Source organism: Mycobacterium sp. HM-7, assembly GCF_053852335.1.
The window spans coordinates 3,953,085-3,978,042 of record NZ_CM132657.1 but is presented as its reverse complement, the minus strand read 5'-3'; the positions used below and the strand labels follow the sequence as shown (position 1 = coordinate 3,978,042).

Annotated in this window: 24 protein-coding genes; 9 read left to right on the top strand and 15 right to left on the bottom strand. The window is 63.9% G+C overall.

Annotated features, from left to right (window positions below):
- Positions 1-99 precede the first annotated feature (99 nt).
- Complete coding sequence (locus ACWW1C_RS19225; RefSeq protein ID WP_455979871.1) at positions 100-534, bottom strand: XRE family transcriptional regulator; 435 nt, start codon at positions 532-534, stop codon at positions 100-102.
- Between the two features lie 881 nt (positions 535-1,415).
- Here ACWW1C_RS19225 and ACWW1C_RS19220 point away from each other — a divergent pair.
- From ACWW1C_RS19220 to ACWW1C_RS19205, 4 genes are all read left to right on the top strand, one after another.
- The gene (locus ACWW1C_RS19220) at positions 1,416-1,994 is read left to right on the top strand and encodes a hypothetical protein (protein WP_455979870.1); all 579 of its coding nucleotides are present in this window, start codon (positions 1,416-1,418) and stop codon (positions 1,992-1,994) included.
- On the top strand, positions 1,987-2,502 hold the full coding sequence (locus ACWW1C_RS19215) for a hypothetical protein (protein ID WP_455979869.1): 516 nt from the start codon (positions 1,987-1,989) through the stop codon (positions 2,500-2,502). Before ACWW1C_RS19220 ends, ACWW1C_RS19215 begins: the two co-directional genes overlap by 8 nt.
- 368 nt (positions 2,503-2,870) lie before the next feature.
- Complete coding sequence (locus ACWW1C_RS19210; protein WP_455979868.1) at positions 2,871-3,413, top strand: hypothetical protein; 543 nt, start codon at positions 2,871-2,873, stop codon at positions 3,411-3,413.
- Positions 3,414-3,473: 60 nt separating this feature from the next.
- A complete protein-coding gene (locus ACWW1C_RS19205) occupies positions 3,474-3,962 on the top strand; it encodes an MBOE_33420 family protein (protein ID WP_455979867.1) in 489 nt (162 codons plus the stop codon).
- A gap of 30 nt (positions 3,963-3,992) precedes the next feature.
- Here the strand turns inward: ACWW1C_RS19205 and ACWW1C_RS19200 are convergent, their stop codons facing one another.
- Complete coding sequence (locus ACWW1C_RS19200; RefSeq protein ID WP_455979866.1) at positions 3,993-4,595, bottom strand: PaaI family thioesterase; 603 nt, start codon at positions 4,593-4,595, stop codon at positions 3,993-3,995.
- A 204-nt stretch (positions 4,596-4,799) separates the two neighbouring features.
- On the opposite strand from ACWW1C_RS19200, the gene ACWW1C_RS19195 reads away from it, so the two are divergent.
- Positions 4,800-5,468, top strand: a complete 669-nt coding sequence (locus ACWW1C_RS19195; RefSeq protein WP_455979865.1) for a helix-turn-helix transcriptional regulator — start codon at positions 4,800-4,802, stop codon at positions 5,466-5,468.
- A gap of 12 nt (positions 5,469-5,480) precedes the next feature.
- Here the strand turns inward: ACWW1C_RS19195 and ACWW1C_RS19190 are convergent, their stop codons facing one another.
- On the bottom strand, positions 5,481-7,220 hold the full coding sequence (locus tag ACWW1C_RS19190) for a 3-ketosteroid-delta-1-dehydrogenase (protein WP_455979864.1): 1,740 nt from the start codon (positions 7,218-7,220) through the stop codon (positions 5,481-5,483).
- Between the two features lie 132 nt (positions 7,221-7,352).
- Here ACWW1C_RS19190 and ACWW1C_RS19185 point away from each other — a divergent pair, with 132 nt between their 5' ends.
- Positions 7,353-8,501, top strand: a complete 1,149-nt coding sequence (locus ACWW1C_RS19185; RefSeq protein ID WP_455979863.1) for a Rieske 2Fe-2S domain-containing protein — start codon at positions 7,353-7,355, stop codon at positions 8,499-8,501.
- A gap of 108 nt (positions 8,502-8,609) precedes the next feature.
- Here the strand turns inward: ACWW1C_RS19185 and ACWW1C_RS19180 are convergent, their stop codons facing one another.
- A complete protein-coding gene (locus ACWW1C_RS19180) occupies positions 8,610-9,542 on the bottom strand; it encodes a hypothetical protein (RefSeq protein ID WP_455979862.1) in 933 nt (310 codons plus the stop codon).
- 261 nt (positions 9,543-9,803) lie between these two features.
- On the opposite strand from ACWW1C_RS19180, the gene ACWW1C_RS19175 reads away from it, so the two are divergent.
- Positions 9,804-10,418 carry a TetR/AcrR family transcriptional regulator gene (locus ACWW1C_RS19175; RefSeq protein ID WP_455979861.1) on the top strand — a complete coding sequence of 205 codons (615 nt, stop codon included), beginning with the start codon at positions 9,804-9,806 and terminating at the stop codon, positions 10,416-10,418.
- Positions 10,419-10,506: 88 nt separating this feature from the next.
- On the opposite strand, the gene ACWW1C_RS19170 is transcribed toward ACWW1C_RS19175, so the two are convergent.
- The 11 genes from ACWW1C_RS19170 to ACWW1C_RS19120 all read right to left on the bottom strand — a co-directional run bounded on the left by ACWW1C_RS19170 (position 10,507) and on the right by ACWW1C_RS19120 (position 22,045).
- Positions 10,507-11,289 carry an SDR family NAD(P)-dependent oxidoreductase gene (locus ACWW1C_RS19170; RefSeq protein WP_455979860.1) on the bottom strand — a complete coding sequence of 261 codons (783 nt, stop codon included), beginning with the start codon at positions 11,287-11,289 and terminating at the stop codon, positions 10,507-10,509.
- A gap of 20 nt (positions 11,290-11,309) precedes the next feature.
- Positions 11,310-12,386, bottom strand: a complete 1,077-nt coding sequence (locus tag ACWW1C_RS19165) for a hypothetical protein (protein ID WP_455979859.1) — start codon at positions 12,384-12,386, stop codon at positions 11,310-11,312.
- The gene (locus ACWW1C_RS19160; RefSeq protein WP_455979858.1) at positions 12,373-13,410 is read right to left on the bottom strand and encodes an alpha/beta hydrolase; all 1,038 of its coding nucleotides are present in this window, start codon (positions 13,408-13,410) and stop codon (positions 12,373-12,375) included. The genes ACWW1C_RS19165 and ACWW1C_RS19160 overlap by 14 nt, the downstream gene beginning before the upstream one ends.
- A gap of 1 nt (position 13,411) precedes the next feature.
- On the bottom strand, positions 13,412-14,275 hold the full coding sequence (locus ACWW1C_RS19155) for an SDR family NAD(P)-dependent oxidoreductase (RefSeq protein WP_455979857.1): 864 nt from the start codon (positions 14,273-14,275) through the stop codon (positions 13,412-13,414).
- Positions 14,272-14,763, bottom strand: a complete 492-nt coding sequence (locus ACWW1C_RS19150; protein WP_455979856.1) for a polyketide cyclase — start codon at positions 14,761-14,763, stop codon at positions 14,272-14,274. Before ACWW1C_RS19150 ends, ACWW1C_RS19155 begins: the two co-directional genes overlap by 4 nt.
- A gap of 149 nt (positions 14,764-14,912) precedes the next feature.
- Positions 14,913-15,956, bottom strand: a complete 1,044-nt coding sequence (locus ACWW1C_RS19145) for an acyl-CoA dehydrogenase family protein (protein WP_455984358.1) — start codon at positions 15,954-15,956, stop codon at positions 14,913-14,915.
- A gap of 14 nt (positions 15,957-15,970) precedes the next feature.
- Complete coding sequence (locus tag ACWW1C_RS19140; RefSeq protein WP_455979855.1) at positions 15,971-17,128, bottom strand: acyl-CoA dehydrogenase family protein; 1,158 nt, start codon at positions 17,126-17,128, stop codon at positions 15,971-15,973.
- Positions 17,125-17,901 carry a crotonase/enoyl-CoA hydratase family protein gene (locus tag ACWW1C_RS19135; RefSeq protein WP_455979854.1) on the bottom strand — a complete coding sequence of 259 codons (777 nt, stop codon included), beginning with the start codon at positions 17,899-17,901 and terminating at the stop codon, positions 17,125-17,127. Before ACWW1C_RS19135 ends, ACWW1C_RS19140 begins: the two co-directional genes overlap by 4 nt.
- Complete coding sequence (locus ACWW1C_RS19130) at positions 17,898-19,322, bottom strand: aldehyde dehydrogenase family protein (RefSeq protein WP_455979853.1); 1,425 nt, start codon at positions 19,320-19,322, stop codon at positions 17,898-17,900. The genes ACWW1C_RS19135 and ACWW1C_RS19130 overlap by 4 nt, the downstream gene beginning before the upstream one ends.
- A 16-nt stretch (positions 19,323-19,338) precedes the next feature.
- On the bottom strand, positions 19,339-20,445 hold the full coding sequence (locus ACWW1C_RS19125) for a zinc-binding dehydrogenase (protein WP_455979852.1): 1,107 nt from the start codon (positions 20,443-20,445) through the stop codon (positions 19,339-19,341).
- A gap of 13 nt (positions 20,446-20,458) precedes the next feature.
- On the bottom strand, positions 20,459-22,045 hold the full coding sequence (locus ACWW1C_RS19120; RefSeq protein WP_455979851.1) for a fatty acyl-CoA synthetase: 1,587 nt from the start codon (positions 22,043-22,045) through the stop codon (positions 20,459-20,461).
- A gap of 103 nt (positions 22,046-22,148) precedes the next feature.
- On the opposite strand from ACWW1C_RS19120, the gene ACWW1C_RS19115 reads away from it, so the two are divergent.
- Positions 22,149-24,071: a flavin-containing monooxygenase gene (locus tag ACWW1C_RS19115; protein ID WP_455979850.1), complete on the top strand. Its 1,923-nt coding sequence runs from the start codon at positions 22,149-22,151 to the stop codon at positions 24,069-24,071.
- Positions 24,068-24,955 (top strand): SDR family NAD(P)-dependent oxidoreductase, encoded by an 888-nt coding sequence (locus ACWW1C_RS19110; RefSeq protein WP_455979849.1) that lies wholly within the window; start codon positions 24,068-24,070, stop codon positions 24,953-24,955. The genes ACWW1C_RS19115 and ACWW1C_RS19110 overlap by 4 nt, the downstream gene beginning before the upstream one ends.
- Positions 24,956-24,958: the final 3 nt, after the last annotated feature.

The following is a 24,958-nucleotide window of genomic DNA, read 5'->3' as shown; positions in this document are numbered from 1 at the left end:
CAGCCTGATTAGTGTTTGGCCGGCAGCAGCATCGGTGGTCTGCGGTCGTGATCGTCATCATCGGGGTTGCTGCTGAACGGTTCTGGTATTTTCACCTGCTCAACGCCCGGCGCGTGTGTCGGCGGGACCGTCGGTCGCTGTCGAGTCGCGGCTCATGGCGTGCAGTGCCGAGTCGATGAGTTGGTCGCGCACTGTGGGCGCCAATGTCATGAGTGCGTTGGTGAGTTCGCGCACGCTCTGGTCGTGGACGACGTCCAGCCAGTCGAGGTCCGCATCGACGGCGCGGGCATAGCTGCTGTCGGTGTCGAAGTACTCGACTCGAACGCCGAAGAATTCGGCCAACATCTCCACGGTCCGAGTGGACGGGCCACTGCGAACTCCGCTGCGCAGTTGCGACAGGTACGGCGCAGACAGCTGGTAACCGCGGCCGGCCAGTGCCTCCGTCACCTCGATATTGCGATAGGGGCCGCGCCCGGGCGGATAGACAACGGCGAACAATCGATTCAATCGTTCGGTGAACGCGTCAGCATCCACCGATACTCTGCGGCGTTTCCTGACGACCATGCCTTTCCCCCTGAATACGATTGTGGTGCAGAAACTTTCGTCCCGTCCGCTCGGCGGGAGGGTCTGGTGTGTGGCGCGCAAGCGCCCGGTGACGACCGCCCGGGGGGTGCGGCTTCACATGGCTGATCGCAGACCGATATTGCTTTGGCATGCAAGTCCGAGGCATGAACATTAACTCAAAGTCGAACGAAGGTGTTGACAGCTACCCATCGCTATGAGTTGACGAGTCGGTCAGTTCGTGGAATTGTCGTGGCTATCAGTTTGAGAGCCAAGCGAGCCGGGGGGCTTGGGGCGGGCTTTCGCAAGGGGGAGGCAATGTTTCGTAGCACGCCGTGCGGTGTGCGGTCTCTTGTGTCAATGCCGGTGCGGTTCGCTGCGCCCGATTCTGGCTACCGTTCGTGCGCCAGGGTCAATGGTTGCTGGCCGGCGAACGGCTCGGGACCGTGGCCATTAGTTCGCTGAGAGCCGGCATCAAGAACTTGTCGGCGACATAAGACGCACTCCGTGAAATGCTGCAAGGCAGCCGTCTCGGCCCCACCTCACCATGCGACCGCGGCGTCACCCGTCGCGCACCGTACACCTGATGTCGCTGAGGAGGTTTCGTCGGCGGTCGAGACCCTGAGGCGCTTGGACCAGCAGCTGTCGAGCATTCCCGCAGGTGTCCCTTGGTGTGGGCTAGATCACCGTTCGGATCTGCCGCTGATTCCCGACTACACCTTGCACAAGCTCGTCAGCGTTGACGGGTAAACGGGTCGGTCTGTTGGGCAGGGGGATGTGGTCATGGGTGATTTCTCGCCGACGAGGGTGATGCCCGCTCCGCGGGACATGGAACCATCCAGGAGCTGACGTCGATGACCGAAGCATCACCTAGCCGACCCGCAGGGCCGGACGAGCACCACGATTGGGCACCCTACTCCGATTTGGCGCAAGCTGCGGAAGCCTACCTGCGTGATCCCGCCATCGCGTTGGAGGCGCTGTACCGAGTTTTGGATCCGAATGCGATCAAGGCATTCGTCATGGAACGCAAGCTCGAAGAGAAGGATTCGCGCGATTCGTTGTACCAGGAGATCGCGGTGACCGACGGCCGCACACTGTTGTTGTGGATGGGTGACGACGAACTGACCGACGACGCCGATCCTGAGCCCGGCGCACCCTTGCTGACATCCACCCTGCGATCGATTCCGTTGTCCGCGTTGACCGACCGCAATCTGAAGGTCGGGTATCGCATCGACCACAGTGGCGGACGATCACTGCACAGCGTGGAGCTGCGGCTGGTAACCACGACGGCCGACTACACCCTCGCCAAGACCCCATCGAGGACCGAGTCCTTCAGTGAAGAACTGCTATTCACGAAGTCTGTCACCGACGGCGGACGAGCACAGATGGAACGGCTGATTCAATTCGGAAGGGCACTCGCCGCACATGGCTGACTGGGCATCACACAGGCATCTTCAGCAGGCGGTAATGCTCGGCCTACGCAATCCCGAAGCGGCGCTGAACAATTTGCGCGCTTTCATCAACTTCGACACTGCCTACTCGTTCGTGCTGACGCAGCGTCCGACGTGGCAAGAAGTTGCGGTCACCGACGGCCGGCGTTTGGTCTTGTGGCACGGCTCTGAGACTGAATGTGCTGGTCACGATACTCGATTGCCGCACCCGATGTTCCAGTCCTCGGTCCGGACAATTCTGCTCTCCCGGCTCAGTGATCAGGCTCTCCACACGGACTACGACGTCCTGCCCGACGGTTCTCATGAGCTGGTGTCGGTGCGCCTGCGGCTGTACACGCCGACAGTCAACAGCACCACCCGAACCACTCCCGAGGACAGTCAGCACTACGTCGAGTGCTACCTCTTCGACAAGAACACAGACGATGGTCAGGACGAAATGAGACGACTTCTCGAATTTGCTGCCGCACTGTCGATTTCGAGTAGTGCGTGACCGGCCTTCACTCACGAAAGCAGTCGCTGGCGCGTTCGTCCGGAGCAGCTTGCGGTGGCTTCCGGACCTATGAACAAGGAGGACAAAATGTTTCGTGGTGTGCCGCAGATTCTGCGGTGTCTCGCATCAATGCCAATGCTGTTCTGGGGGACGATCACGGCTGCCGCTCGTAAGTCGGGAGGAAAGGCGGCTGACGAGAGAAGTCCACAGGATTCTGGACTGTACTTCGCCGACGATCCATGGGCGGATTGAACGGCGTCGACCACCGCCCGGCATGAGGTGCGCGCCAGTGGGGGTCGACAGTCGCGGGCTGCCGAGCCGGTGTGTCCACAGGGCAATCGCCATATTTGGCTGCGGAAAGAGGGGACATGGCCGTGCGAACGGCACCAAACAAGCTGCTGTGCGACATCATGATCGCACCCGACGGCGGCTTCGTAGTCGTTGAAGATGCTGGGACGAAAGGAATTACGGGTACCTACGTACACCCCGACATCGACCCCGAGCCCGCGACGGTACAGCGCGCACTGTGGGTGCAGACCATGAGCGCCGACGAGTGCGACGTCGTCGGCCGGCAGATTCGGGTCCGCGTGCTCTCTGGTGCGGACACCGGCGGACTCGGTGATCGAGCATTCGATGGCCACCTCAACATCGCCAGCGGACTGTTGGGCATCGGCGCCCGCCGCAACCCCGACCGGCAATTGCTGGTCGGCCCATCAGGCGTGATCGCCGTCAGTGTCTTCGTGGGTAACGACATCGAGGCCATCAGTTTCGACGACTCCGGCGTCAGCTATCCGACGTCAGGTCCTAGCGAGGTCACCGTGCTGCTGCACGGAGACTCCTGGCATACCTTCACACTGCGCAACACGATGGCCCGGTGGCGACTGCCCGCGAGCGCGCCGATGGTGCCGTAGGCCGCGACGATCTGAGTCCGATCGACCCCCAGGGCGTCAGGCGGTGTGCTATTCAAAGTCATGTTGCCGAAAATTTGTGTGCTGCCGGCATTGGCGCTGACGGTGACGGCTCCTTTGGCGCACGCCGATCGTGCCGAACCCGTGCCGCTCTACGGAAATTACGACACGTTTCTCGATCACTCGCGCCAGACCTTCAACGGCCGTCCGGACACCTCGGACCCGTCGACGCAGGCCGCCCTGTTCCGGACAGTGTGCGACGCCGGCGGCTGTATCGCGCACTGGCTGAGAGTGACTGAGCTGAAAGAGAATCCGAACGCGCCGGCACTGTTCGACTACCGGTGGGCGGGCAACCGCTGGGAGTCCTCCGGGGACTACCCGTTCCATTGCGGTCCGGATGGCGCTGCGGTGACGGCGTTCCGCTCCGACTTCTTGAAGCCCAACGGCGACGGCAGTTTCACGGGCGAGCGCACGTTCACCGTGGCTGCGCCGGGTTGCCCCGGTGACGGAGCCGGTACCTACTGGCTGCCGTTCACCTTGACGCCTACGTAGTCGACTGGGTGGACGCCCTGGTAGGGCCCCTTAGCTGGTGGGCCTGCGGGGGTGGATGAAGACACCTTCCGCGCGGACCGTCATACCTTCCGGCGTCGCGATATGCCCCACGGCAAAGGTCTTCACACCCTCGACACGATCGATATGGGCTGTGATCCTGATGGGTCCCAGTGCGGTGCCCTTCTCATAGCGGATCGTCAGCGTTCCGGTGACTGCGGGCCGGCCGGGCTTGTGCGCGGTGGCGCCCAGGACATGGTCGAGCAGCAAGGCGCACACGCCCCCATGGACCTGACCACCGGGCCCTTCGTACGCCGCACCCAATGTGGTTTCGGCCCACACCGTTCCGTCGTCATCATGATGAATGTCCAACGGGGGAGCGAGGGCGTTCCGTAAGCCGATAACCGCGTTGCCCCAAGCGAGTAACGATCCGTTGATCTCCTGCTGGACGCCAAACGACCCCGGAATCAGCGCGCGGCCGAGTTCATCTGCGGCCGCGTCGACTTTGGCGCGGACCGATTCGATGATCGTGGCATCGCATTGGCTGCGAATGGTGAAATCGACCAGTCGACGTACTGAGTCTGTGAGGGATTTGTAGAGCGTTTCGGGGACGTGGGGTGCATGGGTCTCGATCATTCGGGCCCGCTCGTGTGGCTCAGACGCGCACCACCGGTGGCGTAGCGCGCCTGCGGGCGTTGGATACCGAGTCCCATGCTTCTCCTTCGTCCACTTCGGGCATCGGAACCACTGTCACGCGGTCGGTCATCGTCGGGCAAGGCAAAATCCCGGTTGGCGGTCGAGGTGCGGCGTCTTGGCAGGCCCGATTGTTAACCTGAGGGTGTGGGAGAACCCGAGACGTCAGACATACCATCGCTGCCCGCGCTCAATTGGGCCCTGCTGGGGATGCTGTCGTACGACCGGGAACTGTCGGGCTACGACATCCGCAAGTGGATTCACTGGAGCATGCGCTTCTTCTTCGGAAGCCCCGCCTACAGCCAAATCTACGCAGAGCTGAAGAAGCTCGAAAAGCTCGGGCTGCTGAGTTCGCGCGTCGAGGGTAAAGGCGCTCGTTACCGGCGACTCTACAAAATCACCGACCAGGGGTTGGACGCGGTTTCCCGGTGGGCCAAGGAAGCGCCGATTGAGCTGCCAACGTTGAAGCATCCCGCGATCCTGCGCGTGATGTTGGGACATCTGAGTGATCCGGTCGCGCTCAAACAGCTTCTGCACGAACACGTTACGCAGATCGACCAGCTGCAGCGCGAAGCCGCCGCGGAAGCGAAGTGGGCCGGCGCTGATCCTTCGTGGGGGTACGCCAAACTTGCGCTGATTTGGGCGGATCGTTACTACACGTCGGAGCGGGAGCTTGCGCTGAACTTGATCAAGGATCTGGAGGAAGCGGAGGCGACCCTGCCGAACACGAGCAAGGGCGCTGCCATCGCTTGGCCCGATCTCAGCTACTGGTACGAGATCGAACGCAGGGCCGCTGCCGAAGACGTAGGTGGCTGACTTACCGGCGTCTCATCGCGCCTGTGCCACCAATCTGCTCTGCGCAGCGTGCTGAGCGGCAATATGGCCGAAAACCAGGCCTTGTGCGATCGTCGCGCCTGCACCCGGATATGTGCGGCCGAAGGCATTGGCGGCGGTGTTGCCGATCGCGTACAGGCCACCGATAACGGTGCCGTCCTCGCGTAGGACGCGCGCGTGACTGTCGGCGAGCAGCCCGCCGCAGGTGCCGAGATCGCTGAGCACCATTTTCACGCCATAGAACGGACCCTGGATCAGTGGACGAAGATTCGGGTTCGGCGTGATCGTCGGGTCACCGTAGTTGCGGTCATAGGCGCTCCGTCCCCGCCCGAAATCGGGGTCCTGGCCCGCGAACGCGTTCTCGTTGAATCGGTCCACCGTCGTCCGGAAGTTGCCGGCCGGAACGTGTATTTGCGTCGCGAGGTCGGTGAGATTGTCTGCACGGAAAGCGATTCCCGCGTCATACCAGTGCTGGGGAATGGGCATCCGGGGAAACAGTTCCGCGGCGAAGACGTAATTGTTGCGGTACTGCTGATCGAACACGATCCACATGGACTCGACCGGGGTGCCCGCAGCCTCCAGCTCCAGCACCCGCTGACCGAAGCTCATGTAGTCCGCCGATTCATTGGCGAACCGGCGGCCGGTCTGATCGACGATGAATGATCCGGGCAGAGAGCGTTCGGCCAGCATGACCGCGGGGGCCGCTCCCGGCAGTGGGGCCACCGCGGGGAACCACCACGATTGATCCATCAAGGCGATGCCGGCGCCGACCTCCTGACCTATTCGAATGGCGTCGCCGGTGTTGGATCGCGCGCCCAAACTGAGATTGCGTCCGAGGGATTCGGACTGGAACTTCCGTCGCATGCCCATGTCGTGGTCGAATCCGCCCGCAGCGAGTACGACGCCGTGCCGCGCGGTGATCGTGAAAGCGGCATCTGCCCGTACGACAGTCGCGCCGGTCACCTGGCCGCCGTCGTCGGTGATGAGGCCGGTCAGTGCGGTGTCCAACCAGATGGGAATGCCTGCGCGAATTGCTCCGGCGAACAGGCCGGCGGCCAAGGCCTGCCCGCCGGCGGCGTAGCGGCGACCCAGTGCGAGTCCGCCGAGTCCTTGAGCGAGCCGCTTGATGACAGTGGGTAGCCCTTTGCGTGGAATTCTGCTCATCAGGTTCAGCCAGCGGTAGTCCGCGCCGGTCGTCGGCATCGGAATGCCGACTTCCAGCACCCCGGGGCGCAGGTCCGCCAGATACTCACCGAGAATCGCGGTGTTCAGGGGGCGGCATTCGCACGTACGGCCGGCGGCTGAACCGCCAGGTGCCTCCGGGTGGTAGTCGGAATAGTCCTTGGCCCAGAACAGCTTCATCGGAGTGGTCCGGCGCAGCATGTCGACCGCCGCCGGCAGGTGGCGCAGATAAGCGGTCGAACGATCCCGCGGAGCAGAGTCGCCAACCACCGCATCGAGGTAGGTGCTCGCCCGCTGCGCCGTATCGAGGCCGCCGCACTCTTCGATGACTGGGCTCGCGGGCAGCCACAGGGCGCCGCCGGAGCGGGCCGTTGAACCGCCCACGTAGGACGACTTTTCGATCACGAGCACCGACAAGCCCTGCTCATGCGCGGCCAGTGCGGCGCCCAGACCGGTGCCGGACCCCACGACGAGAAGGTCGACTTCGGTGTCAGCGATGGTCAGACCAGCGGGGATTGTCGTGTGCGTCGAGTCGGTCACGATCAACGACATTAAAGCTGCAGGGACACATCTCTCGCCGGGAAATTCCTGTCAGCGGGAACGCCGATCTCGCGGCGAGTGGTTCGCACAGTTCAATGATGTTGTCACGATGGCGATTTCACCAATTGAAGGACGGACCGACAGATGACAGCCCAACCTGAAACCGACGACGTCCGGTTGATCGAAGCTGGCTCGGTGCCGACCAGGTTTGCCAGAGGTTGGCACTGCCTGGGGCTCGTCCGTGATTTCGCCGACGGAAAACCGCATCAGATCAACGCTTTTGGGCAGAAGCTGGTCGTGTTCAGCGGCGAGGACGGCGCCATCAGCGTCTTGGACGGATACTGCCGTCACATGGGTGGCGACCTATCGCAGGGCACCGTGAAAGGAAATGAGATCGCGTGCCCCTTTCATGATTGGCGCTGGGGCGGGGATGGCCGGTGCAAGCTGGTTCCCTATGCCAAGCGCACACCGCGGCTGGCCCGAACCGCAGCATGGCCGACATTGCAGCAGGACGGCATGCTGTTCGTCTGGAATGACCCGGAGCACAAAGAGCCACCACAGGATGTGACCATCCCTCGCATCGAGGGCGCCACCAGCGACAGCTGGACCGACTGGCACTGGTACACCACGGTCGTGCACACCAACTGCCGCGAGATCATCGACAACGTGGTCGACATGGCGCATTTCTTCTACATCCACGGCTCGCTGCCCACGCACTTCAAGAACATCTTCGAAGGTCACGTCGCGACCCAATACATGAAGAGCGCTGGACGTCCCGATCTTGGCGACCCCGAGGAGGGCGTGACGATCCTCGGGACGACGTCCCTGGCTGCCTATCACGGACCGTCGTTCATGATCGACGAGCTGACGTACCACTACGAGGGTTTCGATCAGCACACTGTGTTGATCAACTGCCACTATCCGATCGACGAGAACTCCTTCGCACTGCAGTACGGCATCGTCGTGGAGAAGAACCCGTCGATGCCCGACGAGCTCGCCGTCGAAACTGCCGTCGCTCTGGGCGATTTCGTCAAGATGGGCTTCGAGCAGGACGTGGAGATCTGGCGCAGCAAGACCCGCATCGACAATCCGCTTCTCGTCGAAGAAGACGGGCCGGTGTACCAGTTGCGCCGTTGGTACGAGCAGTTCTATGTAGACGCCGCCGACGTCACGCCGGACATGGTTGACCGGTTCGAATACGAGCTGGATACGACCCGACCGTGGGAGGCCTGGATGCGAGAGGTCGAGGCGAATCTTGCCGCCCGCGCCGCGGCGTCCGGCCCTGTCGGGTGATGACACCACTGCACGACAACCGCCTCGATGACATGCCCGTCGACGGCACCTGCTCGGACTGTGGATGAAATGGGCTGCGCCGTCGGTCACGGCGCAGCCCGTCGGTTCCTACTTGGACACCGTCACGTCCATGAGCGGAAGCCGTTCCATCGCGGTAGCCCGCGGATCTGGCGCAGCCGCGGCGGCCTCGTGGTTCTCGTCGCCTCGGGTGTAGGTCCACACGCAGAACGGTTCACCTTGGGCGAATTTGAAGTCCTTGGGCGGCAAGTTGATAGCCAGCTTGCAGCCGGGAAAGAACGGTGCCGAGATACGTTGTTCGAAGGTGCAGTTCATCCAGGCGCGCGCCGGGGGATAGAGGCCCTCGTCGGTGTATTTCTGCAGCACCTCACAGCGGCGCATGTTGAGCACGACGTGATCCGGGTTGTAGACGATGTATTCGCCGCCGTAGCCGAGGGTGCCATCGATGCTCAACACCGCCAGTTTCAGGAAGTCCACCACATGCACCGGCTCGATCTTGAGGACCTTCGCCAGTTTCGGGTACTGGTAGTCGATGATGAGCTGGTACATATCGGGTAGCCCGAGCCATACCTCTTCTTCGGGAATGATCTTCGTCCATTGGTCGATGAGGTAGTTGTGCCCCTTGAGGTACTGGTCCCAGTAGGTCTTGATCAGGCGGATCAAAGCCGGCTTCGTGAGGTCCTCGGTCTGTACGTCGAACGGAATCGCTTGGTATTGGGCGTCTTTCCAATCCCAACCGGGCGGAGCGATGAAACGTCCCATGGGCATGACCTGGCGCATCCCAGCCCGCGAGACCTGGGCGGTCACGTCCATCGCGGCGTTGATACCAACCTTCTCCGAATAGATCGTCACGTGCGCATACGGCATGAAGTTGAGAACGTCCTCGAACACGCGTGCCAGACCGAGCAGGAAGTCGCGGGAGAAGTCCTGGATGTTGCCGACCTTGCCCATGAAGTCGTGGGTATAGTCGTCGTAGTTCAATTCCTCGGTCTCCGTGGTGGTTTCTCCGGATTCGGTGGCCATGGTTCCTCCTCGGTGGGCTGCTGCGTGAGCATCGGTGGGCGCGGGACGAGTGGCGACCAACTGTTTCGCAGCCGGCGGCGCGGCGGCATCCCGCTGTCAGATTCAGCATGGATGGCAGAGTCTGACACGTTTAACGGTAGTGTTCGGGAGATGTACGTCACTACCGGATTCCCTGTCATCGGGATACCGATTCCTGTGCTCGCGACGCATCGTCCGGAACACGAAATACGATGAACCGCAACGCCGAAACCAGGAGGATGCATGCGGGCTGAGGGCAGGCCGGCGACGCTGACGGAGCGACGAGCCGAAGAGCTCCGATTGGATATCGCCATTGCCGCGCGCGACATCTTCCTCGCGGAGGGATCGACGTCGGCGACGGTGGAGCGCATCTGTCAGGCCGTCGGTATCGCGCCGCGGACTTTTCATCGGCATTTTCCGGTCAAAGAAGACGTCGTCATGCCGCTGTTCCGTCAGTTCGGCACGCTCAGCGTCGAGGTCTTGGCTACCGCTCCGCCAGACGGCGATGTCGTGGACATCCTCGTGGAGGCATTCAGCACCGAGGTGCCCAAACGTGGACAGGTCGAGTTCGACCGCACATTCATGTCGCTGGTGGTCGGTGCACCCCAGTATCGGTTGCGCTGGCTGGATTGGGGTCAGGAACTCGTCGGGCCCATCACCGAGTTTCTCAATGCCCGGATCGGCTTGGACGATGATCCGATGACGCGGGAGTTACCGGCGCAGTTGATCATTCAGGCGTGCCGGCATGCGTATGTGCAGTGGGTCGAGCACGGCGACTTCGGTCGCCTGCGTTCGGTGCTACGGATCGGGGTGGGGATGGTTGTGGGCGCCCTGCCGGGTGCCGACTCGGGATCGTGACGGACTCGTTCGGTTGGCACGGACGGGCACACCGGTTCTGCTCAGGAGGCTGTACAGAACCGGTGCGCCTGAGGGTTGCTCAGAGCGACTACGCGTGCGCGCCTCCGTCGACGCGGATTTCGGTGCCGGTGATGAATGCGCCGTCATCGGAGGCGACCATGGCGATCACCGCGGCGACAGCGCTCGGATCGCCGAGGATCGGGTTGTCGCGACCGTGCAGCAGCGGCGTCTGTTTGCTCCACAACCCCAAGTCGTAGCCTTCAGGCATCTTCTCGAGCGTGCTGTTGGCCAAAGCGGTGGAGACGCCGCCAGGCTGGATATTCACCGCGCGCAGACCCTGTTTGGAGTACTCCAGAGCCAGCGAGTGCGTGAAGCTGAGGACCGCGCCCTTACTGGCGGCGTAGGCAGCCATGTAGGAGTGCGCGAATGTCGCCGCTGTGGAGGTGAAGTTCACCACCACGCCTCTGCCCGACTCCAGTAGTGCCGGTAACGCCTGGCGCGTCATCAGAAAGGTGCCGGTGAGATTGACTGCGAGCGTGCGGTTCCAGTCCGCCAGGGTGGTCTCGTGGGTATGTGAACAGGTCTGTATCGCCGCGACGTTGACGAGTACGTCGAGGCCCCCCAACTCAGCTACTGCGCTGTCGACAGCGGCGATGACGGCGTCCTCGTTCGAGATGTCGAGTGTTGCGGTGGTCAGTCGCTTGGCCGTGCCGGCGATTTCGGCGGCGGCAGCCGTGGTCGCCAGTCCGTCAGCTGAGATGTCGTAGGCCACCACGGTGGCTCCCTCATCGAGCAGCCGTGCGGTGGTGGCCGCGCCGATGCCCGAGCCGGCTCCTGTCACGATGACACTACGGTCGGTGAAACGATCCATTTTTCAGTGCCTTTCGCGGTCTATGCGAGTTGGAACGCGCTGACAGACGCGTCGTCCGGGTAGGTCGTCGGGGCACCCAAGTCGTAGGCCGCGTTGAGTGCACCGATGAACGCTGCGTCGTGGAGGGGCTCGCTGGGCACATCGAGTTTGATGCCCTTGCCCTTGAGGTCGTCGACCATCATGCCGATCGCGCGTTCGATGGTGATGTCGTCGGAGCCGTCCATGTTCTTCTTGAGTTCGTCGTAGTCCGAGAAGACCTCGGCGGACCAGTGCACCAGGAACCTCAGCTCGTCGGTGTGATGACGACCGATGACGTCCTCACCGTTCTTCAGCAGCCATTGATCCCGGTCGTCGGGGTCTCCGGTGAACACGGTGTCGAAGGACAGCCCGGCGGGAACCTGTTGCGCCAGTGGGCCGTTGGCTTCTCCGCGGTGCATCATCATCTCGTTCTGCACGACCACCCCCCTGTTGTTGATCGGTGGCAGTACCCGTCCGGGCGCCTTGAGCGGCCCGTCGGGCCAGTAGGTGAATCCCGATTGCGCGTCGAGGGAGAACCAGGTGATGACCTGCGCCATTTTGATCAGGTAATCGGTGAACAAGCCCGATTTGCCCATCACACTGCACAGCCAGGTGGGCGCGTTCTCGTAGCGCACGCCGCGGAAACTCGGGGAGTCGAGATGACCGGGGTCGCGGTTGGCGCACGGACCGTTGATGTTGAACAGCATCATCTGCGGTTTGGCGTATTGCGCGTTCCAGTAGCTCTTGGCCTGCTCGATGAAGGCGCTGCTGTAGAAGCAGTCGTGCAGTTCCGGATACAGGACGGCGCCGTAGTTGGCGAGATAGCCGCGGAACGTCGGAGTGAGAAAGAGGTCCAGTGACGGGGTGAAACCCTCTGGGAACGAACCGCTCATCGTCGCCAAAAGTTCGTCCGCCGAGGCGAAGTGCTGCGCGATGATCAGCTTCCACGGACCGTGGTCATGCACGACGTCGAGTAGTCGCCGCCGTTGATCGGGGGTGTAGACGTCGGTGATCTCGCGCGGTGGGGCGACGGGACGGAGGACGTCGGACAGCTCGCGGCGACGCTCATCGGTCAGCATGGTGTTCTCCTTCGGTGGTGAGTGTGTCGACTGTCGACGTTGGGACAGAAGCGCTCTGGACGGTGGATCCGTTGGTGGACGGGTCGGCAGCGCAGGGATGGGCGAACTTTGCGCGGACCAGCGCACCGACCTCTGCCATGGCCAGCCGGCCGCGTGCGGTCACATCCGATCGCATCAAGAACCCGTGGTACATCCCGGGATAACGGGTGAGGGTGGTCTGCACGCCGGCCTCACGTAATCGATTGGCGTAACGCTCGCCCCAGTCCCGGATGGGGTCGCATTCGCCGGTGACCACGATTGCCTGCGGCAGGCCGCTCAGATCGGTCGCATAGGCCGGCACCTGATAGTGCGAATGGGGCCGGTCGCCACTGCGGTCCACCAGTTCGTGCATGTAGACGATGTCGTCGTGGCGCAGCATCGGTGCGTCGGGCATAGAGGTGATCGATGGCGCGCCCATGTCGCGATCCAGGCCGGGGTAGAGCAGGATCTGCACGGATATCTGCGGCCCCGCGTGGTCCCGGGCCGCCAAAGCGACTGCGGCGGCCAGTGATCCGCCCGCGCTGTCGCCGGCCACCCCCAACCGTCCAGCGTCGAGATCGAGATCATTGGCGTTGGCCGCGATCCATTCGGTTGCCGCATAGGCGTCGTCGAACTGGGCGGGTGGCGGTGACTCCGGAGCCAAGCGGTACTCGACGGCTGCGACGGCGGCTCCGCTGGCGCGAGCGAGTTCTCGCGCCAGCGGCTCGAACGAGTGGTTGGAGCCCATGACGAGTCCGCCGCCGTGGAAGTAGACCAGGACAGGGAGACGTTCCGTGGTGCTGGGCCGGTACAGCCGGACTGGCAGAGGGCCGGCAGGGCCGAGTGCGGTGAGACTCGCGGTGCTCGCCATGGACGGCATATCCGGCAGCGGTGCGGATTCGATACCGGCGCGGATGGTCGGCAGGCCGCGGGCGCGCATCGGCGGGATGTCTCCAAACGATGCGACCCGGGCGGCGGCATCGTGATCGAGTTGTGGTGTGGGCATCTCAGTTGTGACTGGGGTCGAACCGGCGATGTTCGCGCAGTTGAGGAGCCTGCTGGCTGGTCAGTACTCGGGCGCGTTCGGTCATCGCCGCGCCCACGTAGTCCGGCTGGGTGATGAGGTAGAAGCGGCCTTCGGCGGCTTGGTCGAAGACCACCTGTGCCGCGGCGAGCGGGTCCATTGCGGCGGCTTTGATATCGAGCATGGCCGCGCGTTGCCCCTCGGCGGCGTCGGTGTTCCCGGTGTCGACTCCGCCCGCGGATTCGAAGATGTTGGAGACGACGGCTCCCGGCAGCACGGCCTGGACGTGGATGTGATGAGCGTGTCCTGCCGACTGCACCTCGAGATTCAGGCATTCGGTCAGTGCCAGGACGGCATGCTTGCTCATGATGTACGGCGCCTGCAGGGGAACCACGGCGACTCCGCCGATCGACGACAGATTCCACACCCACGCGGGCGCGTCGGTGGACATCATTCGCGGGAGAAACGCGCGGATGCCGTGGAATACGCCGTTGATGTTGACGTCGACGAGCCGCTGCCAGTTGGCGAGCGGCGTATCCCACAGGTAGCCGAACTGTTCGACTCCGGCGTTGTTGACCAGCAGTCGCACGGCACCGAATTCGTCAAAGACCCTGTCGGCCAGTCGCTGTACCTCGGCGGCATCCCGAACGTCGCAGACGGCATCGACCGCGGTTCCCCCCGCGGCGCAGATCTCGTCACGCAAGACAGCAATGGCGGAAGCGTCGATGTCGGCCAACACCACCGTCATACCCAGCAGACTGGCATGACGCGCCAGGCCGGCGCCGATGCCGGCACCGGCGCCGGTGATGACGGCAACGCCACCGCCGAAGATCGTGCCAGCGTTCACGCGGACTGCCCGTTCGCGGCCGCGGTCTTCGCGGTGTGCTCGGCGAATGGGATCGAGTCCTCGGCGTCGAGCACCACCTTCATGGAGGTGAACACCAGGCCGGCGCCTTCACGGCGGATGCCGGCATCGACGACACCGCTGGACACCGCGAACGGGACGTTGTTGGTGATCTGGTTGACGTACAGGTAGAACCGCACCATGGTGGCCTCACCCTCGGTGCCGGTACGGAAGATGTTGGTCGCGTGGTGCCGGCACGGGTAGGGATTCTCATTACGATGCGCGGTCATCCAAGCCATAGTCTCTGCGCCACCGTGCAATTCGGCTGCCAACAGATGCTCGAACGGGCAGCTACCCGAATCCGAACGACTCAGGTACTCCATCTCGTCGCCGAAACGCGCGGCGACTTCGGCGAAGTTTCCCTGGTCGTAGTTGAACCAAAACTCGGCAATGAATTCTTGGGCCTCAGACAGGCTGATCGAGTTGCTCATACCGGTCAAGTCAACTCGTCGGAGTTGTTCGTCACACTGCCCGTGACCGGTCACCGGAATAATCGACCTGGTCGAATGCGGTAAGTGTCGACAGGCGACATGCAGACCGTTCTCCGTTGTCGTTGAGGCGATTTGAAGCGGTTGGGCGGCTAGTCGGTACCGGTGATCAACGGCCACAGGCCTGCGCCACCCGCCTCCGCTGCCGCGGCGGCGACCTTCCGGTCCCAGAAGTGCACAGAACCGTATTCTGAGCGCCACGCCAGGGCCGCGCGGGTCCACTCGTGCAGACGATGTTCGCGTGTCGTGCCGATCGCACCGTGCACCTGGTGAGCGTTGCGGGTCACGACCGATGCTGCATGGCCGGCGCAGGATCGCGCGACTGCGATCTGGAAGTCGAGATGGTCTGTCAGCCAGCCTGTTTGGAGTGCGGTGTGCAGTGCCGCTTCGGTCGCCGAGCGGGCGACGGCTGCCTCGGCGGCGGCATCTGCGATCAGATTCTGGATCGCTTGGAACTTGGCCAGGGGACGGCCGAACTGGATGCGCGACATCACGTGGTCAACTGATGCCGCGATCGCGCAATCCAGTGCGGCACACACCTGAATTGCCCTCACCAGCGCGGCCTTGCGCTGCAGTTCGGCAATCAACTCTGGCGCTACCATGTGTCCGGACCGGCCGGACACCTCGACGCTGACGGTGTCACGCGGTTCGCCGATCAGGTTGCGGCCCAGGGCGATGGTGATCTCCGAGGCGTCGACGTCGGCGACCCGGTAGCCGTCGTCGCCGCGCCAGACGGTGACGATCCGGTCGGCCGAGTCGGCCCAGGGCGTCAGCGTCGGGGGCCGGCCGGGGCCTGGCATCAGGTGGATCGTACGGACAGCGTCATCGACTTCCTGCCCGACGGCCTCCAGCAGCCAGCACGCCAAGAGATCATGTTCGGCCAACGGCAGCCGCACCCCGTGACGTACGGCGGCGGTGAGTAATTCAGTCGATTCGCGCCAGCTCGCGCCGCTGCCGCCGGATTGTTCCGATCCGGTCAGCCGCACCAGCCCGAGCTCATCGAGTCGTTGCCACAAGACGCGGTCACAGTCGACTCGTGCCTCCGCCGGCCCATGATCGTGGGACAGCCGGTAATCGGCGAAGACGGCGTCCATCATGGCGACCAGATCGCGGTCGACTGCCGGCGTGCTTGTCATCGCTCCGGTCGCGTTCATCGCAGGCCCAATCCCCGCGCGATGACGCCGCGCAGCACCTCGTTGGTTCCGCCGCGCAGGGTGAATCCCGGGCGCTGATCGATAGCGCGGGAGACCAGGTCGGTCCACACGGCGCCACATGAGGTCTCATCGCCGGTGCGCAGATCGGCGTAGTCGGCGATATCGCCCTCGACCGTCGTACCGAGGACCTTGACCACGGCCGCGGAGACATCGGCGGCCTCGTCGCGTTGTAAGGCGTCTGCCACCGCCGTTGATGTGTGATGCAGCCCGGCGATACGTGCCACCAATCGGCCCATCTCGACATCGCACGAAACATCTTGCGGAGCTGCCAGTTCGAGGGCGGTGGTCAGGAGCGGAAAGGTCGAGAGGAACCGTTCAGGACCACTTCTCTCGAAACTCAATTCGGAGGTCACCTGGCTCCAACCCTGCCCGAGTTCGCCGAAGACCATCGAGTCGGGCACGAACACCTCGTCGAGAATCACCTCATTGAAGTGATGCCCACCGTTCATCGAGATGATGGGCCGAACGTCCACACCCTCGGCGGCCAAATCGACGATGAACTGACTGAGCCCCGCGTGCCGGTGCGCCGCGTCCACGGGCGTGGTGCGGGCCAGGACGATGAACGCGTGCGCGTGGTGCGCGCCCGAGGTCCATACCTTGGTCCCGGTTACCGCCCAGCCCCCGTCGACGCGAACTGCGCGGGTGCGCACGCTCGCCAGATCCGATCCCGAGTCTGGCTCACTCATCCCGATGCCGAAGAAGCACTCACCGCGGACGATGCGTGGCAGGAACTCGTGCTTCTGCTCTTCGGTGCCGTACTTGAGAAGCGACGGCACAATCTGGCGGTCGGCGATCCAATGGGCAGCCACCGGCGCGCCGGCGGCCAGCAATTCCTCGGTGACGACGAAGCGGTCGTGAAACGAACGGCCGTGCCCGCCATAGCGTTCGGGAACCGTCATGCCCAACCAGCCTTGTCGTGCCAGTGAACGGGTGAAGGTTTCGTCCCAGCCGCACAACCAGGCGTCGACCGACGGCGTGAAGGTGCCGGCGGCCAATTGCTCGGCCAGGAACGCCCGGACCTGGCCGCGCAATGCGTCGGCGGCCGGGTTCGAACTGCTTGCCGGCGGCACCAGTCGTTTCAGGGTTGGCGTCATGACGTCTTCCACTTCGCAATGCGCTCGTGGTGTGCCGGGTCATGGTGGGCCAGCGGCTGCATGGCTGCGGCCATACTGAGGGTCGATTCCAATGTGCCGGTGCTGGATTCCTGAAGCAGCCGTTTGGCCATACGGAGCGCATGCGGGGGATTGACGGCGATGCGTTCGGCCAGCCCGTGCGCGTCGGCGAGCAGATCGTCATGGGCTACGACGCGGCTGACCAGGCCCCACTCCAGCGCGGTTGCGGCATCGATGCGATCTCCGGTGAAGGTGAGCTCGGCGGCGCGGGAGTACCCGATGGCCCGCGGCAGAAACCAGGTCCCGCCGTCGCCGGGGATCAAGCCGAGCTGCACGAAGCTTTCCGCGAACGATGCGCGCTCCGAGGCGATACGGATGTCACACATCATGGCCAGATCGCAGCCGGCGCCGATCGCGGCACCGTTGACCGCGGCGACGATGGGGACTTCGAGCCGGCTCATCGCACGTGGGATGCGTTGGATGCCATCGATGTAGGCACGACGCTGGTCGATGGGATCGAGGCCGAACATGCCGTGACGGTCGGCCATCTCCTTGACGTTGCCGCCGGCCGAGAAGATCTTGCCGCTACCTGTGAGGACGATCGCCCGAACTGCGCTGTCGCGGTTGGCCGCATCGATGTTGGCCTCGATCGCCGCGATCACATCCGGGGAGGATATGGCGTTGCCTACCTCCGGGAGATCGATCGTCCAGAGCTGGATCGAGCCGCTGGTGCTGACGTCGACGGGCGCTTTCACGACAGGCCCCTGAGCTGAAGCGACTTCGTTTGCAGATACTCCTCGAACCCGAATCGCCCGAGTTCACGGCCGATTCCCGACTTCTTGTAGCCGCCGAACGGCGCGATCGGGTTGTAGGGGCCGCCGTTGATGTCGACCTGCCCGGTCTGAATCGAACGGGCGAATGCGATCGCGGTGTCGTCGTCAGCGGCCCATACCGCGCCCGACAGGCCGTAGGGGGTGCCGTTGGCGATGCGCAGCGCGTCGTCGGTGTCGGTGTAGGGGATGACGGCGAGCACGGGTCCGAAAACCTCTTCCTGTGCGAGTTCAGATTCCGGGTCGACGTCGGCGAATACCGTTGGGGCGAGGAAGAACCCGACGTCACGCACCCGCTCGGAGCCGCCGGTCAGCAGGCGCGCTCCATCACGTCGCGCGCGGTCGATGAATCCACGCACGGTCTCGAACTGGGATCGCGAGGCGGACGGGCCGATCCGGGTGGCCGGGTCCCAGGGATCGCCGACGGTATAGCGACTCACCGCCGATTCGATCAGTTCGAGCGCTTCGCCGTAGCGGGCCTGCGGCACAAGCATTCTCGTCCACGCCATGCAGGTCTGGCCGCCGTTGAGGAACGCGTTGCCGACGCCGACTTTGACCGCGGTGGCCAGGTCGGCGCCGTCGAGGATGACGTTGGCCGATTTTCCGCCGAGCTCGAGGGCCACCTTCTTGACTGACCGGCCCGCCAACTCGCCGACACGGGACCCCACCCCGGTGGACCCGGTGAAGGACACGAAGTCGACATCCGGGTGACTGGCGAGGCGCTCACCGATCACCCGTCCAGGGCCGGAGACGAGGTTGATCACCCCGGGAGGCAGGCCCGCTTCGTCGCAGGCTTCGATGAACGCGAACACCGACAGTGGTGCCTCGTTGCTCGGTTTGAGCACGACGGTGCAGCCCGCGGCGATGGCCGGAAGCACCTTGGCGACCACCTGATAGAGCGGGTAGTTCCACGGGGTGATGGCGCCGACGACGCCGTACGGCTCGCGCAACACCAGCGAATTACCCACGCGCTCTTGGAATTCGAAGGTGTCCAGGACATCGGCGAAACCGTTGGCAACGGCGAGCGGTACCTGGGTTTGTACCGTCTGCGAGATCCGCACCGGGGCACCCATCTCGGCGGTGATGAGGTTGGCGATCTCCGGCAGGCGCTTTTCCATTGCGTCGATCACCCGGCGCAGCCGTTGTCGCCGGTCTTGGGCGGTGATCGCCGGGTCGAAAGCGCGGCGTGCTGCGGCGACCGCCGCGTCGACATCGGCTTCATCGCCGGCCGGGACATGGCCGATCACCGCTTCGGTGGCCGGGTCGACGACGTCGATGACACCGCTGCCGGAGGGCGCTACCCAGCGGCCGTCGATGAACAGCTCGGAACGTTGATGAGTGTGCATATTCGTCCTTTGCGAACTACGGGGTGATGCTGGCACGGATGTCGCGCTTGCCGTCCGCCGCGGCGAAGGCGCCATTGATGTCGTCGAGCGAGTAGGTCGTCGCCGCGAGCCGGTCGAAGGGCAGCGCGTGTTGGTGACGATCCAGGAAGGTCAGAGCGCGTGAGAGCACGGCGGGGTCGTACAGCGATACGCCGACCATGGTCTTGTTGCTGAAGACGAATCGCGATGGGTTGAAGGCGAATGTCTGGCCCGCGTTGATGTTGCCGATCTCGACGTAGCGGCCGAACTGCCCCAGCATCTGCAGGCCCTCTTCGATCGCCGAGGGGTGCCCGACGACTTCGACGACGACGTCGGCGCCGTGGCCGTCGGTCAGGGCGCGCACGGCTTTGGCTCGGTCCTTGGGGGTCGCGACCTGGTTGAGATCGAGCACGGTGTCGGCGCCGAAGGCGGCGGCCAACTCCAGCCGTTCGGTGATGCCGTCGATGGCGATCACGTTCGCGGCGCCGCGGGCTTTGGCGACCGCGATCGCATAGAGTCCCAGGGCTCCGGCCCCCTGCACCACGACGTGTTCACCGAGTTGAAGGTCGACGCGTTCGAGGCCGTACATCACTTGGGACAGGGCACAGTTGGCGCCTGCCGCGATGTCGTCGCCGACGCTGTCCGGAACGGTGTAGACGACGGCGCCCGCCGGCAGCAGGTAGTAGTCGCCGTAGCCGCCGACGAAATATGGTGGCTCGTCGGCACGGCCCAGCATGGCCATCTTCAGCTTGAGGCAGGCGTTTCGCCGCCCGGCCAGGCAATTACGGCAGCTGTGGCAGCTGTAGAAGTAGGGGAACACCACTCGAGTGCCGGTCTGCAACGGCTTGCCGTTGGAGTCGGTGGCGATACCGTCACCCAGAGCTTCGACCGCCCCGACCATCTCGTGGCCGAGCACCGTCGGCAGGTGCCCACCGAGACCGCGGGTTGCGAACGTGCCGTGCCAGGCGTGCACGTCTGACCCGCAGATGTTGGTGCGGGTCACGCGGACCAGGATTTCGCCCGGTCCTACTTCTGGCAGAGTGACGGTTTCGAGCTGAAATGGCTTACCGGGCTCGTCGAACCGCGCGATGCGACCTTTGTACATGTGTTGTGTTCCTTCAGTTTTGCGCGAATTCGGGGCTGAATTCATCACGCAGTCGGCGTTTGAGCAATTTGCCGCTGGGGTTCTTCGGAAGGGAATCGAGGAAGAACACCCGTTTGGGGGTCTTGAAGCCGGCGAGATGATCACGGCAGTGCGCGAGGACGTCGTCTTCGGTCAGCGTGACACCGGAGCGGGGGACTACGGCGGCGACCACAGCCTCCACCCACAGCGGGTGCGCCAGCCCGAACACGGCGGCTTCCTCGATACCGTTGTGCAGGTAGAGGATTTCTTCGACTTCGCGGCTGGCGACGTTCTCCCCACCGGACTTGATCATGTCTTTCTTGCGGTCGACGACGTGCAAGAATCCGTGCTCGTCGTAGAAGCCGAGATCGCCGGAATGGAACCAGCCGCCGGCAAACGCCTCCGCGGTCTTGTCCGCGTCGTCGAGGTAACCCAGCATCAAATGTGAACTGCGGTGGGCGATCTCGCCGACGGTTCCCGGTGATACGGGGGTGTTGGTCTCATCAAGGATGGTGGTTTCGACATTGATCACCGGTCGGCCCGCTGATCCGGCGTGGGTGTCCTGTTCCGCCGGTCCGAGGGCCGAGGCCAGAGGTGCCATCTCGGTTTGGCCGTAGAAGTTCCACAGGCGCAGACCCGGCAACCGGCGGCGCAACTCATGCAGGATCTCGGTGGGCATCGGTGATGCGCCGTAGTACCCCTTGCACAGGCTGGACAGATCGACGTCGTCGAATCCGGAGCTGCGCAGCAGACTGATCCAAACAGTGGGCGGCGCAAAGTAACTGGTGGCGCGGTGGCGCTCGATGGCGCGCAGCACCAGTTCGGGCTCGGGACGGGGCACGATGATGCTTGTCGCGCCGAGATAGATGGCGGTGGCCAGGAAGTTGTCCAGCTGCGCACAGTGGTACAGCGGCAGGGAATGGATGACGACGTCGTCGCCGGACATCGAGCCGGCGACGATGGTGCTGATGTACTGCCACATCAGGCCGCGGCTGCTGTGCATCACCCCCTTCGGCCGTGACTCGGTGCCACTGGTGTACATCACCCGAACGATCTCGTCGTCGCCGAGAAGATGGTCCGGAGCAGTGCTCGCGGTGGCGAGCCAATCGGCGAAATCCGGCCAACCAGAGGGGCATTGCTGCCCGGGCGGAACCAGCGCCGCGGTGGAGCGCACAGCGGTGCCGTGGCGCAGCGCATCCTCGGCAACCGGCGCCAGGTCTGCTTCGACGATGAGCGCGGCAGCTTTGCCGTGCTTGAGGATGTAGGCGATCTCTTCTGCGGTGAGCATGAAATTGATCGGGACCAGAACCACGCCGGCGCGGGCAGTGGCGAACGCCAGTACCGCGTACTGCCAGCAGTTCCGCGACAACAACGCCAGCCGGTCTCCCGGCCGAAGGCCGTTGTCGCACAATGCTGCAGCGGCGCGGTCAACCAGGTGGTCGAATTCGGCGAAACTCAGCGTCACCTCGCCATCGACGATTGCTGTCTTGTGCGGCTGTCTGCGTGCCGGCCGTCGTGGAATATCGGCGAGGCTGTGGCTACGGGCCCGGGCGATGACGGTGTCCAGGTCATCAGAATCCATGCGCTGAAACGTATGTAGCGCACAGGGTTGCCCGCAGGATCGTATCCCGCTCAGAGGTCAAAGCAGCGGCGGCGCGAGGACGATCCCTTCGATACTCGACTGTATGACCGCCGCGACCGAATCGTCCTCGCCCGTAGACAGTGCCCCGGATCCCGATGCCCTGCGTGCGCATCTGATGCAGGCAGATCCCGGTGTTCTGGTCGCTGTGCTCGCGCAGATGACCGGCGATCCATCGGTCGTCGATCGGTACGCTCCCAAGATCGATCACGTTCCGGATCCGCCGGAGCGGGCGGGGACAACCGATCCCGACACGATGCGCACGCTGATCGATGAGGTCGTCGTCGCTCTCGACCATTTCCGGCCGAGCGATGAGCCCGTTGTGGACCGCGTCTTGTTCACCCGGGTGCTACCGCTGGCGGTGGGCGGTCAAGTAGCTGACGAATACGTAGACCTCCTGATCGAACAGGGTGGTTTCCGCCCGTCTCAACCGACCCTGCCGCGTACGGTGCCCATTCCCCAGACCACCACCATGGCCATCATCGGAGCCGGCTTGGCCGGCATCGCAGTGGCATTGGCGGCCGCCGAAGAGGGCGTGCAGTTTCAGATTTTCGAACGCAATACGGAAGTAGGGGGTACCTGGCTGACCACCACTTATCCCGGCATCGGCGTAGATACGCCGTCGGCCTACTACTCGCTGTCTCGCGAAGTGAACCCGGAGTGGTCCAGCTACTACCCCCAGGGCGCCGAGTACCAGGAGTATCTCGTAGCGCTCGCGGACAAACACGAACTGCGCACTCATATCCGGTTCGGCACCGAGGTCGAGTCGTTGCGGTGGGATGAAGAGCGTCAACAGTGGCAGATTCATTCGCGCAGTGGCGACGGCAGCACGACGATCGACCACGCCGGCGTCGTCGTGACCGCGGCCGGCTACCTGAATCGTCCGCGTTTTCCCGACATCGAGGGGCGGGACAGTTTTGGCGGCATCAGTATTCACTCGGCCCGATGGGATCCGTCGCTGGACCTGACCGGCAAGAAGGTGGCGATCATCGGAGCCGGCTGCACGGCGGTGCAGATTGTCGATGCCTGCGTCGACCAGGTCGAGCACCTCACCGTGTTCCAGCGGCAGCCACATTGGGTCGCCCCACGGAGGCGGGTGTCCGACGAGGTACCCGAGCATCGTCGCTACCTGGGGCGCGTGCTGCCGTTCTACGCAAAGTGGCATCGGGTCAAGTCGTATTGGGCTACTGCCGACAACAACTACCCGGTCATCCTGCAGGACCCAGAGTGGTCGAAGAATCATCTGTCGATCTCGCCTGCCAACGACGTGCTGTTGCAGATGTGCACGGACTACATCAACCAGATGTTCGGCGCCGGAACAGAATTGGCACGCAAAGTCACACCCGATTTCGCCCCTTACGGTAAGCGGATCATCCGTGACCCCGGCGGCTACTACGCGGCGCTGACGCGTGCGCACGTCGACGTCGAAGCCAGCGAGCCGGCGGCTGTGAACCTCAACGGCATTGTCACCGGCGACGGTCGACAAATCGATCTCGACGTCATCATCTACGCGACGGGCTACCACCTCGACTTCTTGTCGACGATCGACATCCGTGGTCGCGACGGCCAGGCACTGTCGGCTGAATGGGGCGACAGCCCACGCGCTTACCGGGGCGGTACGGTTCCGGGTTTCCCCAACCTGTTCATCAATTCGGCACCCAACTACAGCCCAGGGCACGGCGCGGGGGCCAACTTCTCGATGGAGGTCATGGCGCACTACATCATCGAGTGCCTACAGCTGATGGCGCTGCGTGGCGTGCAGTCCATGGAGGTCACGCGCAGTGCTTACGACAACTACGTCGAGGGCATTGATGAGGCGATGCGCGGCACCGTGTGGTGCCATACGCCCAACGCCCACACCTACTACCGCTCAGGTTCAGGTCGCGTTGTCGTGGCCACGCCTTATCGCCTCGTGGACTTGTGGCGTCAGCACCGGGCTCCCATCGAGGAAGACTTCATTCTGCAATGACAGGTCTCTTGGCCGGCAAGACCGCACTTGTGACGGGCAGTAGTCGTGGGATAGGGCAGGCAATCGCGCAGAGGCTGGCCGCCGAAGGCGCCACGGTCGCGGTCACCGCGCGCGGACATGGACCCTCGGCATCGGTGCGCGCCGGCGTGAGTGAGGTGATCCCGGGCAGCATTCAGGAAACCGTGCGGCTCATCGAAGATGCCGGCGGTTCGGCCTTCGGGGTGCCGGCGGACCTGGAAGACCCCGACGCTCGTGACGGTCTCGTCCGGGCGGTTCTGCAACGCACGGGTCGCGTCGACATCTTGGTCAACAATGCCGGTTTCGCCGACTATGCCGTGGTCGAGGAGATGCCGATGGCAACCTTCGACCGGACAATCGATCACTACCTGCGCATCCCGTTCGCCTTGACGAAAGCTGTTGTGCCGCACATGAGAAGTCAGGGTGCGGGCTGGATCGTCAATATCGGCTCGGTTACCGGGGTGGCGCCGGCGCGGCCGTACCGTGACTACAACAAGACCGCCGGCGACGTTGTCTACGCATCGTGCAAGGCGGCGCTGCACCGGTTCACCCAAGGGGTGGCAGCCGAGTTGGTCGATGCAAACATCGCGGTCAACTGTGTGGGTCCGTCGACAGCGGTGCGTACCCCGGGCGCGGCTGCGCTCATCCCCGAATCGTTCCCCACCGAGCCGGTCGAGTATCTGGCGGAGACGGTGCTGGCGATGTGCCACGCCCCGGCCGCAGAGCGGACGGGTCTGGTGGCGTTCAGTTTGCACTACCCGTGGTCTCAACAGTTGCCGGTGCACACGCTGGACGGCGGCACGGTTCTGCCGCCGCTGCAACCGCCGGCAACGGCGAATCCGAATGTCCTGCCCGCCGGGGTCTAGGTT